Source organism: Streptococcus sp. SR4, assembly GCF_000517725.1.
Classification (GTDB): domain Bacteria; phylum Bacillota; class Bacilli; order Lactobacillales; family Streptococcaceae; genus Streptococcus; species Streptococcus salivarius_F.
In genome coordinates this window covers 1-16,117 of record NZ_AZYW01000006.1, presented here as the reverse complement: position 1 = coordinate 16,117, position 16,117 = coordinate 1, and the positions used below count along the sequence as shown (strand labels likewise).

Annotated in this window: 12 protein-coding genes; all 12 read left to right on the top strand. The window is 37.4% G+C overall.

What is annotated here, in order from left to right; translation table 11 throughout:
• Window positions 1–64 precede the first annotated feature (64 nt).
• The 12 genes from HMPREF1519_RS00085 (at window position 65) to HMPREF1519_RS00030 (ending at window position 15,728) form a co-directional block, all read left to right on the top strand.
• On the top strand, window positions 65–1,000 hold the full coding sequence (locus tag HMPREF1519_RS00085; RefSeq protein WP_013990402.1) for a bile acid:sodium symporter family protein: 936 nt from the start codon (window positions 65–67) through the stop codon (window positions 998–1,000).
• 308 nt (window positions 1,001–1,308) lie between these two features.
• On the top strand, window positions 1,309–1,518 hold the full coding sequence (locus tag HMPREF1519_RS00080; protein WP_004182317.1) for a hypothetical protein: 210 nt from the start codon (window positions 1,309–1,311) through the stop codon (window positions 1,516–1,518).
• A 10-nt stretch (window positions 1,519–1,528) separates the two neighbouring features.
• Window positions 1,529–1,708, top strand: coding sequence for a hypothetical protein (locus HMPREF1519_RS00075; protein WP_037610444.1), 180 nt, complete (start codon window positions 1,529–1,531; stop codon window positions 1,706–1,708).
• Window positions 1,701–2,579 carry an ABC transporter ATP-binding protein gene (locus HMPREF1519_RS00070; RefSeq protein ID WP_037610442.1) on the top strand — a complete coding sequence of 293 codons (879 nt, stop codon included), beginning with the start codon at window positions 1,701–1,703 and terminating at the stop codon, window positions 2,577–2,579. Before HMPREF1519_RS00075 ends, HMPREF1519_RS00070 begins: the two co-directional genes overlap by 8 nt.
• Window positions 2,579–3,316 (top strand): ABC transporter permease, encoded by a 738-nt coding sequence (locus HMPREF1519_RS00065; RefSeq protein ID WP_037610440.1) that lies wholly within the window; start codon window positions 2,579–2,581, stop codon window positions 3,314–3,316. Before HMPREF1519_RS00070 ends, HMPREF1519_RS00065 begins: the two co-directional genes overlap by 1 nt.
• The gene (locus HMPREF1519_RS00060; RefSeq protein ID WP_037610438.1) at window positions 3,309–4,391 is read left to right on the top strand and encodes a sensor histidine kinase; all 1,083 of its coding nucleotides are present in this window, start codon (window positions 3,309–3,311) and stop codon (window positions 4,389–4,391) included. The genes HMPREF1519_RS00065 and HMPREF1519_RS00060 overlap by 8 nt, the downstream gene beginning before the upstream one ends.
• The gene (locus HMPREF1519_RS00055; protein WP_037610436.1) at window positions 4,388–4,990 is read left to right on the top strand and encodes a response regulator transcription factor; all 603 of its coding nucleotides are present in this window, start codon (window positions 4,388–4,390) and stop codon (window positions 4,988–4,990) included. Before HMPREF1519_RS00060 ends, HMPREF1519_RS00055 begins: the two co-directional genes overlap by 4 nt.
• A 369-nt stretch (window positions 4,991–5,359) precedes the next feature.
• Window positions 5,360–6,352, top strand: a complete 993-nt coding sequence (locus HMPREF1519_RS00050) for an ABC transporter ATP-binding protein (RefSeq protein ID WP_021151727.1) — start codon at window positions 5,360–5,362, stop codon at window positions 6,350–6,352.
• Window position 6,353: 1 nt separating this feature from the next.
• The gene (locus HMPREF1519_RS00045) at window positions 6,354–7,172 is read left to right on the top strand and encodes an ABC transporter permease (RefSeq protein ID WP_037610434.1); all 819 of its coding nucleotides are present in this window, start codon (window positions 6,354–6,356) and stop codon (window positions 7,170–7,172) included.
• Window position 7,173: 1 nt separating this feature from the next.
• A complete protein-coding gene (locus tag HMPREF1519_RS00040) occupies window positions 7,174–7,959 on the top strand; it encodes an ABC transporter permease (protein ID WP_014634663.1) in 786 nt (261 codons plus the stop codon).
• Window positions 7,960–7,997: 38 nt separating this feature from the next.
• Window positions 7,998–8,459, top strand: a complete 462-nt coding sequence (locus HMPREF1519_RS00035; RefSeq protein ID WP_037602136.1) for a GNAT family N-acetyltransferase — start codon at window positions 7,998–8,000, stop codon at window positions 8,457–8,459.
• 684 nt (window positions 8,460–9,143) lie between these two features.
• Window positions 9,144–15,728 (top strand): S8 family peptidase, encoded by a 6,585-nt coding sequence (locus HMPREF1519_RS00030; protein WP_037610429.1) that lies wholly within the window; start codon window positions 9,144–9,146, stop codon window positions 15,726–15,728.
• Window positions 15,729–16,117: the final 389 nt, after the last annotated feature.

The window sequence follows — 16,117 nt, the reverse complement described above, 5'->3', positions numbered from 1 at the left end:
TTTACCTTGTAATTCAAAATGAAAGTGCTATACTATTCTGTGAAAATAGAAAGAAGGTTTCATTATGGAGTCACTTGTATCTTTTAGTAAATGGCTCAGCAAATGGTTTACTGTAGCTGTTATCCTCTGGGCGGCCTTTAACTATGCCCTTCCCGCAACTAGTAGTTGGGTTATTCCCAATACGGCTTATCTACTTGGCTTGATTCTCTTTGGTATGGGGCTTACTTTGACCACTGAAGATTTTAAACGTATTGCTAAGCGTCCAATTCCAGTTGTTCTTGGAACTGTTGCCCACTATGTCATCATGCCTGGTTTGGCTTGGTTGCTTTGTATGATTTTCCATCTGAAAGGTGCGACAGCAGCAGGGGTTATCCTTGTTGGGTCTTGTCCAAGTGGGACTTCATCTAGTGTTATGGCCTTCCTTTCGGGTGGGGATGTCGCCTTGGATGTCTCTATTGAAACCCTCTCAACTCTCTTGGCCCCACTCATGATTCCAACTCTCTTGTCATTCTTGGCTGGTCAGTACGTGAGCGTCCCTGCTCAAAGCCTCTTCCTTAGTACCTTGCGTATCGTGGTTGTTCCTATCATTTTGGGTGTGCTTGTTCACTCAATCTTTGGTAAGAAAATTGATGCCATCATCAAGATTATGCCTTTGATTTCACAAGCTGCCATCCTCTTGATCGTTGGAGCAGTTGTTTCTGCCAACCATGCTAATATTTTCACAGCAGCGACAGCCCTTGTCATTCCAGTTGTTATGCTCCACAATCTTTGTGGTTATGCCCTTGGTTTTGGATTTTCAAAAATCCTTGGTTTGGAAGAACCACAACAAAAAGCCATTACCTTCGAAGTGGGGATGCAAGACTCAAGTCTTGGAGCAACCCTTGCTATGAAATATTTCGTGCCACAAGCTGCAATCCCATCAACTATCTTTAGTATTTGGCACAATATCTCAGGTTCCATCCTCTCATCATGGTGGAAGAACCATTCAAAAAATAATTAGTAATATAATGAAAAGCTGACCTTGGGTTGGCTTTTATTTTTTTATAAAGAATTTTTTTTGATACTTTCCTTAGGTGATGACCTTTGGCTCCGAAAAGTCAGAGTGCATAATAAAGGACGTGTCGTCCGCACTTACTATGAACTCGCTGAGAGATATTAGACTATAGAGAGCTGACCTTGGGTCGGCTTTTTTACGTCACATGACAAATGTCATGTCATGTCATGACATCTGGTGCTAAAAAGAGAATGACCAAAGAGATATACTTTAGTCATAACTTAGAAATAATAAAAAACGAAAGAGGTCATCTCATGAAAATCAAAACATCTTACCTTATCTACGCTGTTATCGGAACTGTCTTTGCTGGACTTAGCATGTTTACTGATATCTTTGAAAAAGGCAACTTTGAAGCTATCTTCTCAAATCTTGGCATGATTATTGGCTTGTCTATCTCAGCCTACATTCTCATCACTATGGCTAAAAGTTTTATCGACCTTGTTATTAATGAATTGAAAAACTAGGAGATCCAGCATGAAACTACTAAAAATACTGAGCATCATGCTCCTAGCGGCAATTTGGACTATCCTCTTTGCCTATGTCCTATTTCATGGTAGCAGTGATATACTCTACAGTGTTATGGGCGTCTCAGTTGCAGCCTGTTATGTTTTTCTAGCCTTCTACCAAAAGAAAGGAAGTCACAAACATGAGTGAAGCGGTCCTTCAAGTCACAAATCTTGTCAAAAAGATCAATGGTAAAACGATTTTAGATCATATTAGTTTTGAGGTGGGACAAGGTGACTGCCTTGCCTTGATTGGGCCCAACGGTGCGGGTAAGACGACCTTAATGTCCTGCATACTTGGTGATAAGAAAGCCAGTAGCGGTCAAGTCTTTATCAAGGGCAAAAAGGGGAAAGCACAAGATCAAATTGCAGTTCTCCTCCAAGAAAATACCATTCCCTCAAAATTAAAAGTTAAGGAACTGATTGTTTTTTTCCAAGATATTTCTGAAAATGGATTATCTAAGGAAGAGATTCAAGCACTCTTACAATTCAAAGACGACCAGTATCAGCAGTTTGCGGACAAACTTTCAGGGGGACAAAAACGTCTTCTTGCCTTTGTCCTCTGTCTCATTGGCAAGCCTGACATTCTCTTTTTAGATGAGCCGACAGCAGGGATGGATACGACGACACGCCAACGCTTTTGGGAAATCATCAATGACCTGAAAAAGTCTGGTGTAACCATCCTCTATTCGTCCCACTATATTGAAGAAGTGGAACACACAGCTGACCGTATCTTGGTCCTCAATCAAGGGAAACTCATCAGGGATACTACACCATATGCCATGCGTAGCGAGGAAAAGGAAAAACAAGTCACTTTACCAAGTCGCTTTGCGCCAAGTCTTGATAAACTGGCAGCCATTTATGAAGTAACTGAAAAACGTGATGTTGTAACCTTTATGACTAAAGATATTGAAAGTATTTGGAGTAGTTTACAAGCTCAAGGCTGTCGCATTTCTGACATTGAAATTCAAAATAAGACACTTTTAGATAGCCTATTTGATAGCACAAGGGAGGACAAGTAATGCAAGCACTACTTAAAATCGAATGGATAAAAACATGGCGCAGTTGGCCTGTCTTTATCATGTCTATCGGAATGCCCGTCGGATTTTTCCTCTTGTATTCAGGTATGGAAATGAGTCCTGACCCAGAGTCACAAAAAGCATTTATCTTGTCCTATATGTTGACCATGACAGGATTCTCTATGTCCAGCTTTGGCTTCTTTACCTTCCCCTACATGCTTAAAGAGGACCAAACGGAGCATTGGCTAACCTATATCGAACATTCAAAAATCAGTATTCAGGCCTATTACCTCTCTAAAATCTTCCGTGTTCTTATGAACTTTATGGTAGCTATCCTAGTGACTTTCTGTGTGGGAGCTTTTGCGCGTGATGTTGAGATGCCATTCTCACATTGGCTTGGTTCAGGTGCTCTGTTACTCTTGTCAAGCCTAGTCTTCCTATCCTTTGGCTTGCTCCTAGCTCAAATTAAGTCTCAACAAATCATGTCTATCGTCGGAAATATCGTCTTTCTTGGACTTGCTATTATCGGTGGTTCTTGGATGCCAGTAACCATGTTTCCAAAATGGGTTCAGCATATTTCGGAGTGGACACCCATCTATCATATCAATCAGTTAGTAGTCAATTTCGCAAAAAAAGGGGAATTTTCATGGAAATCGCTCATTTTTATCTTGGTCTATGCTACAATAGCTACAGGCTTAGCCCTTTTTATCAAATCTTACAGAGAAAGTGACCATGTTTAGAAGTTACCAGAAAAATGATTTCGCTTATTTTGTTAGTCTTATTTTCCTTGTCTTCCCAGTATTGGGAGTCCTTGGTGGGTATTATCCAGTTTGGAGCCTAGTTTTGACAGGACTGTTTACCATCGCTTATCTCCTTATGGTGTATTTGAAAAAGGCCTATAGCAAGTGGATTCCCTTTCTGTGGTTTTACACTCTAGCTTACATTATCTTTATGTCCATTTGCATCCAAGGTGGCATGATGTGGTTTGTTTTTTTCAACGTCAATCTTCTCGTTTGGCGCTTTGAGGATAGCATATCATCTTATCGCTTTTTATCCTTTCTAGCGACACTCTTAATTTTGACGTCATCATCCTTCCTATTGACAGACGATTTGAGTACCCAGCTCATGTCTCTGGCTATTCTCCTCTTTTCGTTGGGAATGTACTATTTTCAAAATCGTATACGTCAGGAGAGAAAGATAGAAGAGCAGAACCGGACCATCAATATCCTGTCGGCTGAAAATGAACGCAACCGTATCGGTCGTGATTTGCACGATACCTTGGGACACACCTTTGCCATGATGAGTCTCAAAACAGAGTTGGCACTGAAACAGATGGACAAGGAGCAGTATGACGCTGCTAGAAAAAATCTGGAAGAATTGAACCAGATTAGCCGTGACTCCATGTACGAGGTGCGTGAGATTGTCAATAAGCTCAAGTACCGAACGGTGGCAGAGGAGTTACTGGAACTCGAGCGACTCTTTGACCTATCTGATATCGTCCTGACCGTGGATAGTAGCCTTGACTTAGACGGCCTGTCACCTGTTAGCCAGTCGACCTTGTCCATGGTGCTTCGTGAACTGGCCAATAATGTTATCAAACATAGTCAGGCCGATAGCTGTCAAATTCGTCTAAGACGTGATCATGGTATTGTTTTAGAGTTTGAGGATGATGGTTGTGGCTTCAAGGAAGTCACAGGACAAGAGTTACACAGTATCAGGGAGCGTCTCAGTTTGGTAGATGGAGACTTGGAAATTCTGTCTCAATCGCATCCAACAATCATTCGTGTGCATTTGAAAGAGGGAGGAAAAGCATGAAATTATTAGTCGCTGAAGACCAGTCAATGTTGAGGGATGCCCTCTGCCAACTCCTCATGTTGGAGGACGATGTCGAAGAGGTCCATGCAGCCAGTGATGGCCAAGAAGCTATTACTCTTTTGGAAAAAGAAGAAGTCGATGTGGCCATTTTAGACATTGAAATGCCAATAAAGACTGGACTTGATGTCCTGGAGTGGATTCGAGCCAATCAAAGAGAAACAAAGGTCGTTATTGTGACCACCTTCAAAAGAACAGGCTATTTCAAACGAGCCCTGGCAGCCCACGTGGATGCCTATGTACTGAAAGAGCGTTCCATCAGTGACCTCATGGCGACCATCCATACCGTCCTAGCAGGTCAAAAGGAGTACTCGCCAGAGCTGGTTGAAGGTGTTGCCTTTGATAATAATCCACTCAGCCAACGCGAACAAGAAGTCTTGGCCATGGTGGCCCAAGGGTCAACAAACCAAGAAATCGCCGAAAGTCTTTTTCTCTCAAATGGAACCGTCCGAAATTACATGACAGCCATCCTAACCAAACTTGATGCAGGCAACCGAACAGAAGCCGTCCGCATTGCCAAAGAAAAAGATTGGCTAGGGTGAGGAGAGGTAGATAAGAATGAAGTCACCATATGGTGGCTTTTTTCATGCCTTATAATCTATCTAAACATTCACAAGCAAGAATGAGAGAAGTTGAAATGAGCCTCTACAGGAATATGTAGAGGCTTTGATGAATTATTGAATTGTGTCATTTTGTTTAGTGAATTAGACGGGTGGTTTTGATTTTTTCAAGTATCAAAACTATTTTCTCTTTTTCGAGAATAACACTTGGTTTCCTTTTTTAACTGCTTTATAATAGAGTAATACTGAGGTCTTCTGCTGTGATAAAGAAGGCAGATTTTAGGAGATGAGAAATTGGCTTTTTGTGTTTAGAGGACACGGTTTGTTGATTTTTTACTGTAGGAGATAGATATGGCAATGATAGAAGTGAAACATCTTCAGAAAAATTTTGTGAAGACAGTCAAGGAACCGGGGTTGAAGGGGGCTTTGCGTTCCTTTATTCATCCTGAAAAGCAGACCTTTGAAGCGGTCAAGGATTTGACCTTTGAGGTGCCCAAGGGGCAGATTCTAGGTTTTATCGGGGCAAATGGTGCTGGGAAGTCGACCACCATTAAAATGCTGACAGGAATTTTGAAACCGACATCTGGTTTTTGTCGGATTAATGGCAAGATTCCACAGGATAATCGCCAGGATTATGTCAAGGATATTGGGGTTGTTTTTGGACAACGCACCCAGCTATGGTGGGATTTGGCCCTGCAAGAGACTTACACGGTTTTGAAGGAGATTTACGATGTCCCAGACTCGCTCTTCCACAAGCGCATGGATTTTTTGAATGAAGTCTTGGATTTGAAGGACTTTATCAAGGATCCCGTGCGGACTCTTTCACTGGGGCAACGGATGCGGGCGGACATTGCGGCTTCCTTGCTTCATAATCCCAAGGTTCTCTTTTTAGATGAGCCGACCATTGGTTTGGATGTGTCGGTCAAGGATAACATTCGTCGGGCTATTACTCAGATTAATCAAGAGGAAGAAACAACTATTCTCTTGACTACTCATGATTTGAGTGATATTGAGCAACTATGTGATCGGATTTTTATGATTGATAAGGGGCAGGAGATTTTTGATGGAACGGTTAGCCAGCTCAAGGAGACCTTTGGAAAGATGAAGACTCTCTCCTTTGACCTGACGCCAGGTCAAAATCATCTAGTCTCTCATTATGAGGGCTTGCCTGATATGTCCATTGATAGACAAGGAAATACTCTCAATATTGAATTCGATAGTTCCCGCTATCAATCAGCTGATATTATCAAGCAAACCCTGTCTGATTTTGAAGTCCGTGATTTGAAGATGGTAGATACGGATATTGAAGATATTATCCGTCGCTTCTATCGAAAGGAGCTCTAAGATGGTCAAATTGTGGAGACGGTATAAACCCTTTATCAATGCAGGGATTCAGGAGTTGATTACCTACCGAGTCAACTTTATTCTCTATCGGATTGGTGATGTCATGGGGGCTTTTGTCGCTTTCTATCTCTGGAAGGCAGTCTTTGACTCCTCCCAGGAGCCTTTGATTCAGGGCTTCAGTATGGCAGATATCACCCTTTATATCATCATGAGTTTTGTGACCAATCTGTTGACCAGGTCTGATAGCTCTTTTATGATTGGGGAGGAGGTCAAGGATGGCTCCATTATCATGCGCTTGCTGAGACCAGTGCATTTTGCGGCCTCTTACCTTTTCACCGAACTTGGCTCCAAGTGGTTGATTTTCATCAGTGTTGGCCTTCCATTTTTAAGTGTCATTATTTTGATGAAAATCCTGTCTGGGCAAGGGATTGTAGAAGTGCTGGGGTTGACGGTTCTATATCTCTTTAGCTTAACGCTCGCCTATCTGATTAACTTTTTCTTTAATATCTGTTTTGGTTTTTCAGCCTTTGTATTAAAAAACCTTTGGGGTTCCAATCTACTCAAGACTTCCATAGTGGCCTTTATGTCTGGAAGTCTGATTCCCTTGGCTTTCTTTCCAAAGGTGGTTTCAGCTATTCTCTCCTTCTTACCTTTTTCATCCTTGATTTACACTCCGGTCATGATCATTGTTGGGAAATACGATGCCAGTCAGATGCTTCAAGCGCTTTTGCTCCAGTTCTTCTGGCTTATAGTGATGGTGGGCTTGTCTCAGTTGATTTGGAAACGAGTCCAGTCATTTATCACCATTCAGGGAGGTTAGTATGAAAAAATACCAACGCATGCATCTGATTTTTATCAGACAATACATCAAGCAAATCATGGAATACAAGGTGGATTTTGTAGTAGGTGTCTTGGGAGTCTTTCTGACTCAAGGTCTGAACCTCTTGTTTCTCAATGTTATCTTTCAACATATCCCATCCCTAGAAGGTTGGACCTTTCAAGAGATTGCCTTTATCTATGGATTTTCCTTAATTCCAAAGGGATTAGATCATCTCTTTTTTGACAATCTCTGGGCTTTAGGTCAACGACTAGTTCGAAAAGGGGAGTTTGACAAGTATCTGACTCGTCCTATCAATCCTCTCTTTCACATCCTCGTTGAGACCTTTCAGATTGATGCCTTGGGGGAACTTTTGGTCGGTTGCATTCTATTGGGAACAACAGTATCAAGCATTGCTTGGACGCTTCCAAAATTCCTGCTTTTCCTAGTCTGTATTCCATTTGCTACCTTGATTTATACTTCCTTGAAAATAGCGACAGCCAGTATCGCTTTTTGGACTAAACAGTCAGGTGCCATGATTTACATTTTCTATATGTTTAATGATTTTGCCAAGTACCCGATTTCTATTTACAATTCGCTCCTTCGTTGGTTGATCAGTTTTATCGTGCCTTTCGCCTTTACGGCTTACTATCCTGCTAGTTATTTCTTGCAGGGTAAGAATGGGCTCTTTAATATCGGTGGTTTGATTCTGATTTCCCTTGTCTTCTTTTTCATTTCCCTCAAACTCTGGGATAGGGGCTTGGATGCCTACGAAAGTGCTGGCTCGTAAGGGGGAAAGTAAGACTAAAATCAAGAAAGGAACTTATGATGTTTACAATTGAAGAAGTCAAGGATGAAGATCAAAAAATGGCAGTTGTTGATGAGGTTTTAAAGGATTTGCCAGAATGGTTTGGAATACCTGAAAGCACGCAAGCCTACATCGAAGGAGCCAAAGATTTGCAAGTTTGGGCAGCCTATCAGGAGAGTGATTTGACTGGATTTGTAAGCTTGTCCTATTCTAGTGAAGAGTGTGCAGAGATTGATTGTCTCGGCGTAAAAAAAGCTCATCAAGGTAGAGGAATTGGGAGTCAATTGCTTGCTACTTTAGAAAGTGAAGCACGCAAACAAGTAGACTACCTACAGGTAAAAACAGTAGCAGAAGGCTCTAATAAAGATTATGATCGAACAAATGTCTTTTATCGAAGTGTTGGTTTTAAAAAATTAGAGATTTTTCCTCAACTATGGGATCCCCAGAATCCTTGCCAGATTTTGATAAAGAAAATCGTTTAAAACTTCCTGACAAAAAATTGAGAGTGCCACACTATAAAAGTGTTAGCCAATTTAGCTCAGTTGGTAGAGCAAGGCACTCGTAAAGTCTAGGTTATAGGTAGATAAACGACTGAGGATTTAAAAAAATAGATATGTAGAAGATAACCGTTAAGTCTTATTCTTAGCGGTTTTTTATATTGTTTAATAGCGCTGATATTTCATTAATGATGTTTGACTTTGTGATGTTGCTAGTGCTTTAAGTTGATTGCTACTATTTTTGATGGTGTGAATGTTCTGATAATGTACCCCAGCTAACTACGAAAGTTTTTGACTCTATGTTTTTAACGCTTATTAAAAAATAAATTAATGTAGGTTAATTTTTCTTGACTTAAATTTTTTAAATGATATACTATTTTTCTGGAGAGCTAACAATTATATATAAATGTACTACTCTATTTCCTAGATAATACTTATACTCGATGAAAATCAAAGAGCAAACTAGAAAACTATCCGCAGGTTGCTCAAAGCACTGCTTTGAGGTTGTAGATAGAACTGACGAAGTCAGTAACCATACATACGCTAAGACGACGTTGACGCGGTTTGAAGCGATCTTCGAAGAGTATTAGTAAAACTTTTTATAACAAATGCTAGCAAAGTTAAAGTTTACTATCTATTGGAAGTTAAATAAATATGTAAGGAATTAAAATGAAAAAAAGTACAGTATTGTCATTAACCACAGCTGCAGTTATTTTAGCAGCATATGTCCCTAATGAGGTAATCCTAGCAGATACACCTAGTTCTGAAGATTCTTTAAAAATATCTGATAAAGAAACAGTAATAGGTAAACAAAACGAAAACAAAGAAAAACTTGAAGATATTCATAATGTTATAGAAACTTCAAAGGATACTGAAGAAAAGAAAACAACAATTATTGAGGAAAAAGAAGTTGTTAGTAAAAATCCTGTGATAGACAATAACACTAGCAATGAAGAAGCAAAAATCAAAGAAGAAAATTCCAATATTGAGGAAAAAGAAGTTGTTAGTAAAAATCCTGTGATAGATAATAACACTAGCAATGAAGAAGCAAAAATCAAAGAAGAAAATTCCAATCAATCCCAAGGAGATAAAGCGGACTCGTCTGCAAGTAAAGACCCAGAAAGTCCCAAAAAAGAGGATAAACTTGTCTATATTGCTGAATTTAAAGATAAAGAATCTGGAGAAAAAGCAATCAAGGAACTATCAAATCTTAAGAATACAAAAGTTTTATATACTTATGATAGAATTTTTAACGGTAGCGCTATTGAAACAACCAAAGATACTCTGGACATAATTAAACTAATAGAAGGTATTTCATCGGTTGAAAGGTCACAAAAAGTCCAACCTATGATGAATCATGCTAGAAAAGAAATTGGAGTTGAAGAGGCAATCAATTACCTAAAATCTATCAATGCACCATTTGGGAAAAACTTTGATGGTAGAGGTATGGTCATTTCAAATATCGATACGGGAACGGATTATAGGCATAAGGCCATGAGGATTGATGATGATGCTAAAGACTCAATGAGATTTAAAAAAGAAGACTTAAAAGGTACTGATAAAAATTTCTGGTTGAGTGATAAAATCCCTCATGCTTTCAATTATTATAATGGTGGTAAAATTACTGTAGAAAAAGCTGATGATGGAAGCGATTATTTTGATCCACATGGGATGCATATTGCAGGGATTCTTGCGGGAAATGATACTGAAAAAGATATTAAAAACTTTAACGGAATAGATGGAATTGCTCCTAATGCACAGATTTTCTCTTATAAAATGTACTCTGACGCAGGATCTGGCTTCGCAGGAGATGAAACAATGTTTCATGCTATTGAAGATTCGATCAAACACAATGTCGATGTTGTTTCGATATCATCTGGCTTTACAGGAACAGGTCTTGTAGGTGAGAAATATTGGCAAGCTATTAGAGCATTAAGAAAAGCAGGCATTCCAATGGTTGTAGCTACGGGTAACTATGCGACTTCTGCTTCAAGTTCTTCATGGGATTTAGTGGCAAATAATAATCTGAAAATGACCGACACTGGAAATGTAACACGAACTGCAGCACATGAAGATGCGATAGCAGTCGCATCTGCTAAAAATCAAACAGTTGAGTTTGATAAAGTTAACATAGGTGGAGAAAGTTTTAAATACAGAAATATAGGTGCCTTTTTCGATAAGAATAAAATCATAACAAATGAAGATGGATCAAAAGCTTCTAGTAAATTAAAATTTGTATATATAGGCAAGGGGCAAGACAAAGATTTGATAGGATTGGATCTTAGAGGCAAAATTGCAGTAATGGATAGAATTTATACAAAGGAGTTAAAAAATGCTTTTAAACGTGCAACGGATAAGGGTGCACGTGGCATTATGGTTGTAAATACTGTAAATTACTACAATAGAGATAATTGGACAGAGCTTCCAGCTATGGGATATGAGGAGGATGAAGGAACTACTAGTCAAGTTTTTTCAATTTCAGGAGATGATGGTGTAAAGTTATGGAACATGATTAACCCTGATAAAAAAACTGAGGTTAAAAGGAATAATAAAGAAGATTTTAAAGATAAATTGGAGCAATACTATCCAATTGATATGGCAAGCTATAATTCTAATAAACCGAATGTAGGTGACGAAAAAGAGATTGACTTTAAGTTTGCACCTGACACAGACAAAGAACTGTATAAAGAAGAGATCATCGTTCCAGCAGGGTCCACATCTTGGGGACCAAGAATAGATTTACTTTTAAAACCAGATGTTTCAGCACCCGGTAAAAATATTAAATCCACTCTCAATGTCATTAATGGGAAATCAACTTATGGTTATATGTCAGGGACTAGTATGGCAACTCCAATCGTGGCAGCTTCTACTGTTTTGATTAGACCAAAATTAAAGGAAATGCTTGAAAGACCTGTGTTGAAAAATCTTAAGGGAGATGACAAAATAGATCTTACAAGTCTTACAAAAATAGCCCTACAAAATACTGCACGCCCTATGATGGATGCAACTTCTTGGAAAGAAAAAAGTCAATACTTTGCATCACCTAGACAACAGGGAGCAGGGCTAATTAATGTTGCCAATGCTTTGAGAAATGAAGTCGTAGCTACTTTTAAAAACACGGATTCTAAAGGTTTGGTAAACTCTTATGGTTCTATTTCTCTTAAAGAAATAAAAGGAGATAAAAAATATTTTACAATTAAGCTTCACAATACATCAAACAGACCTTTAACCTTTAAAGTTTCAGCATCTGCTATAACTACAGATGCTCTAACTGACAGACTCAAACTGGATGAAACATACAAAGATGAAAAATCTCCAGATGGTAAGCAAATTGTTCCAGAAATCCACCCAGAAAAAATCAAAGGAGCAAATATTACATTTGAGCATGACACTTTCACTATAGGTCCAAATTCTAGCTTTGATTTAAATGCGGTTATAAATGTTGGGGAGGCTAAAAACAAAAATAAATTTGTAGAATCATTTATTCATTTTGAGTCAGTGGAAGAAATGGAAGCTCTGAACTCCAACGGGAAGAAAATAAACTTCCAACCTTCTTTATCGATGCCTCTAATGGGATTTGCTGGGAATTGGAACCACGAACCAATCCTTGATAAATGGGCCTGGGAAGAAGGTTCAAAATCAAAAACAATGGAAGGTTATGATGATGATGGCAAACCGAAAATTCCAGGAACCTTAAATAAGGGGATTGGTGGAGAAGGTATAGATAAATTTAATCCAGCAGGAGTTATACAAAATAGAAAAGATAAAAATACAACATCCCTAGATCAAAATCCAGAATTGTTTGCTTTCAATAACGAAGGGATCAACGCACCATCATCAAGTGGTTCTAATATTGCTAAAATTTATCCTTTAGATTCAAATGGAAATCCTCAAGATGCTCAACTTGGGAGAGGATTAACACCTTCTCCACTTGTATTAAGAAGTGCAGAAGAAGGATTGATTTCAATAGTAAATACAAATAAAGAGGGAGAAAATCAAAGAGACTTAAAAGTCATTTCGAGAGAACACTTTATTAGAGGAATTTTAAACTCTAAGAGAAATGATGCAAAGGGAATCAAATCTTCTAAGCTAAAAGTTTGGAGCGACTTGAAATGGGATGGACTCATCTATAACCCTAGAGGTAGAGAAGAAAATGCACCAGAAAGCAAGGATACCAAAGATCCTGCTACTAAGATAAGAGGACAATTTGAACCGATTGCAGAAGGTCAATATTTCTATAAATTTAAATATAGATTAACTAAAGATTACCCATGGCAGGTTTCCTATATTCCTGTAAAAATTGATAATACAGCCCCTAAGATTGTTTCGGTTGATTTTTCAAATCCTGAAAAAATTAAGTTGATTACAAAGGATACTTATCACAAGGTAAAAGATCAATACAAGAATGAAACCTTATTTACGAGAGATCAAAAAGAACATCCTGAAAAATTTGACGAGATTGCAAACGAAGTTTGGTATGCAGGCGCCGCTCTGGTTAATGAAGATGGAGAGGTTGAGAAAAATCTTGAAGTAACTTATGCAGGTGAGGGTCAAGGAAGAAATAGGAAACTAGACAAAGACGGAAATACTATTTATGAAATTAATGGTGCAGGAGATTTAAGAGGAAAAATCATTGAAGTTATTGCATTAGATGGATCTAGCAATTTCACAAAGATTCATAGAATTAAATTTGCTGATCATGCTGATGAAAAGGGGATGATTTCCTATTATCTAGTAGATCCTGATCAAGATTCATCTAAATACCAAAAGCTTGGCGAGATTTCCGAATCTAAATTTAAAAATTTAGAAAATAGAAAAGAGGATAGTCTTAAAAAAGATACAACTGAGGAAGAAAATCATCAAGAAAATGAAGAGTCTATCGAAGAAAAATCAAGCTTGACTATTCATAAAACTATTTCAACAATTAGAGATTTTGAAAGTAAAGACTTAAAGAAACTCATTAAAAAGAAATTTAGAGAAGTTGATGACTTTACAAGTGAAACTGGTAAGAGAACAGAGGAATACGATTATAAATACGATGATAAGGGAAATATCATTGCTTATGACGATGGTAGTGCCTTACAATATGAAACTGAAAAACTTGACGAAATCAAATCAAAAATTTATGGTGTTCTAAGCCCGTCTAAAGATGGACACTTTGAAATTCTTGGAAAGATAAGCAATGTTTCTAAAAATGCCAAGGTATATTACGGCAATAACTATAGATCTGTAGAAATCAAAACGACTAAGTATGATTCCCACTCAAAAACGATGACATTTAATTTATACGCTAATATTAATGATATTGTGGATGGATTAGCTTTTGCAGGAGATATGAGATTCTTTGTTAAAGATGATGATCAGATAAAAGCTGAAACTAAAATTAGAATGCCTGAAAAAAATAAGGAAACTAAAACAGAATATCCCTATACATCAAGTTATGGGAATGTAATAGAATTAGGAGAAGGTGATCTTTCAAAGAACAAACCAAACAATTTAACGGAAATGGAATCTGGTAAAATCTATTCTGATTCAGAAAAACAACAATATCTGTTAAAGGATAACATCATTCTAAGAAAAGGCTATGCACTAAAAGTGACTACCTATAATCCTGGAAAAACGGATATGTTAGAAGGAAATGGAGTTTATAGCCAGGAAGATATAGCAAAAATACAAAAGGCCAATCCTAATCTAAGAGTCCTATCAGAAAAAATAATTTATGCTGATAGTAGAAATGTTGAAGATGGAAGAAGTACTCAATCAGTATTAATGTCGGCTTTGGATGGCTTTAACATTGTAAAATATCAAGTGTTTACCTTTAAAATGAATGATAAAGGGGAGGCAATCGATAAAGATGGAAATCTTGTAACAGATTCTTCTAAACTGGTATTAATTGGTAAAGATGATAAAGAGTATCATGGGGAGGATGAGTCCAACGTAGAAGCTATAAAAGAAGATGGCTCTATGTTATTTATTGATGCAAAACCAGTAAATCTTTCAATGGACAAGAACTACTTTAATCCATCTAAATCTAATAAAATTTATGTACGAAATCCAGAATTTTATTTAAGAGGTAAGATTTCTGATAAGGGTGGTTTTAACTGGGAGTTGAGAGTTAATGAATCGGTTGTAGATAATTATTTAATCTACGGAGATTTACACATTGATAACACTAGAGATTTTAATATTAAGCTTAATGTTAAAGACGGTGACATCATGGACTGGGGAATGAAAGACTATAAAGCAAACGGATTCCCAGATAAGGTAACAGATATGGATGGAAATGTTTATCTTCAAACTGGCTATAGCGATTTGAATGCGAAAGCGGTTGGAGTACACTATCAATTTTTATATGATAATGTTAAACCAGAAGTAAACATTGATCCTAAGGGAAATACTAGTATTGAATATGCTGACGGAAAATCTGTAGTCTTTAATATCAATGATAAAAGAAATAATGGATTCGATGGTGAGATTCAAGACAAACATATTTATGTAAATGGAAAAGAATATAAATCATTTGATGATATTAAACAACTAACAGATAAGACACTAAACATTAAGATTGTTGTAAAAGATTTTGCAAGAAATACAACCATAAAAGAATTCATTTTAAACAAAGATACGGGAGAGGTAAGCGAACTAAAACCTCATACGGTAACTGTGACCATTCAAAATGGAAAAGAAATGAGTTCAACGATAGTGTCGGAAGAAGATTTCATTTTACCTGTCTATAAGGGTGAATTAGAAAAAGGATATCAATTTGATGGCTGGGAAATTTCTGGTGTCGAAGGGAAAAAAGATGCTGGCTATGTTATTAATGTATCAAAAGATACTCTTATAAAACCTGTATTCAAGAAAATAGAGGAGAAAAAGGAGGAGGAAAATAAACCTACTTTTGATGTATCGAAAAAGAAAGATAACGTGCAAGAAAATCATAGTCACTTAGATGAAAATTACAAAAAGGAGGATTTACAAAGAGAAAATCATTCACACAAATCTGATTCAACTAAGGATGTCACAGCTAAAGTTCCTGATGAAAATGATAAAAACTTTGAAAATAAGAAGGAAGTTTATCTTAATGAACCAGAGAACATAGATAATAAACATACCAATATTGATAGTAAATCAACTACTAACAATGATAGGTTGCCAAAAACCGGAACAGTTAGCGAAGTCTTCATGTCATTAGTTGCCGGAATAATGTTTACCTTAGGTGCGTTTCTTGGATTAAAGAAAAAAGATCAAGATTAAGACAAAGCTATAGAAAAATGGTTTGTGTACTGAGATAGTGTGATGATGAAACAGTTTTGTGAAAATAGCCATTTATAACTCAATTATTTAGTTTACTTTACTATTGATACTCTTTTTGGATTTATTAATGTACTTAGTTTCGACAACTAATGAATTGATTGAAAGGGTTAGTATTGACAATATTGGTCATATTAATTAGAAAATAGAGTCTATCAAAATTTAAAGGCTAATAGAGGTGATGAGATAATTTCAAGGAATTAAGTAGCGTTTGGTTGCTTAATTCCTTTTTATTATGTGACTATTAGTCCGTTTCGCTCCGAAGGTGCGAAACAAATAAACCACCCGCTATTGATATGCCCCCTGTCAAGTAGACAGGTTAAATATGGCTC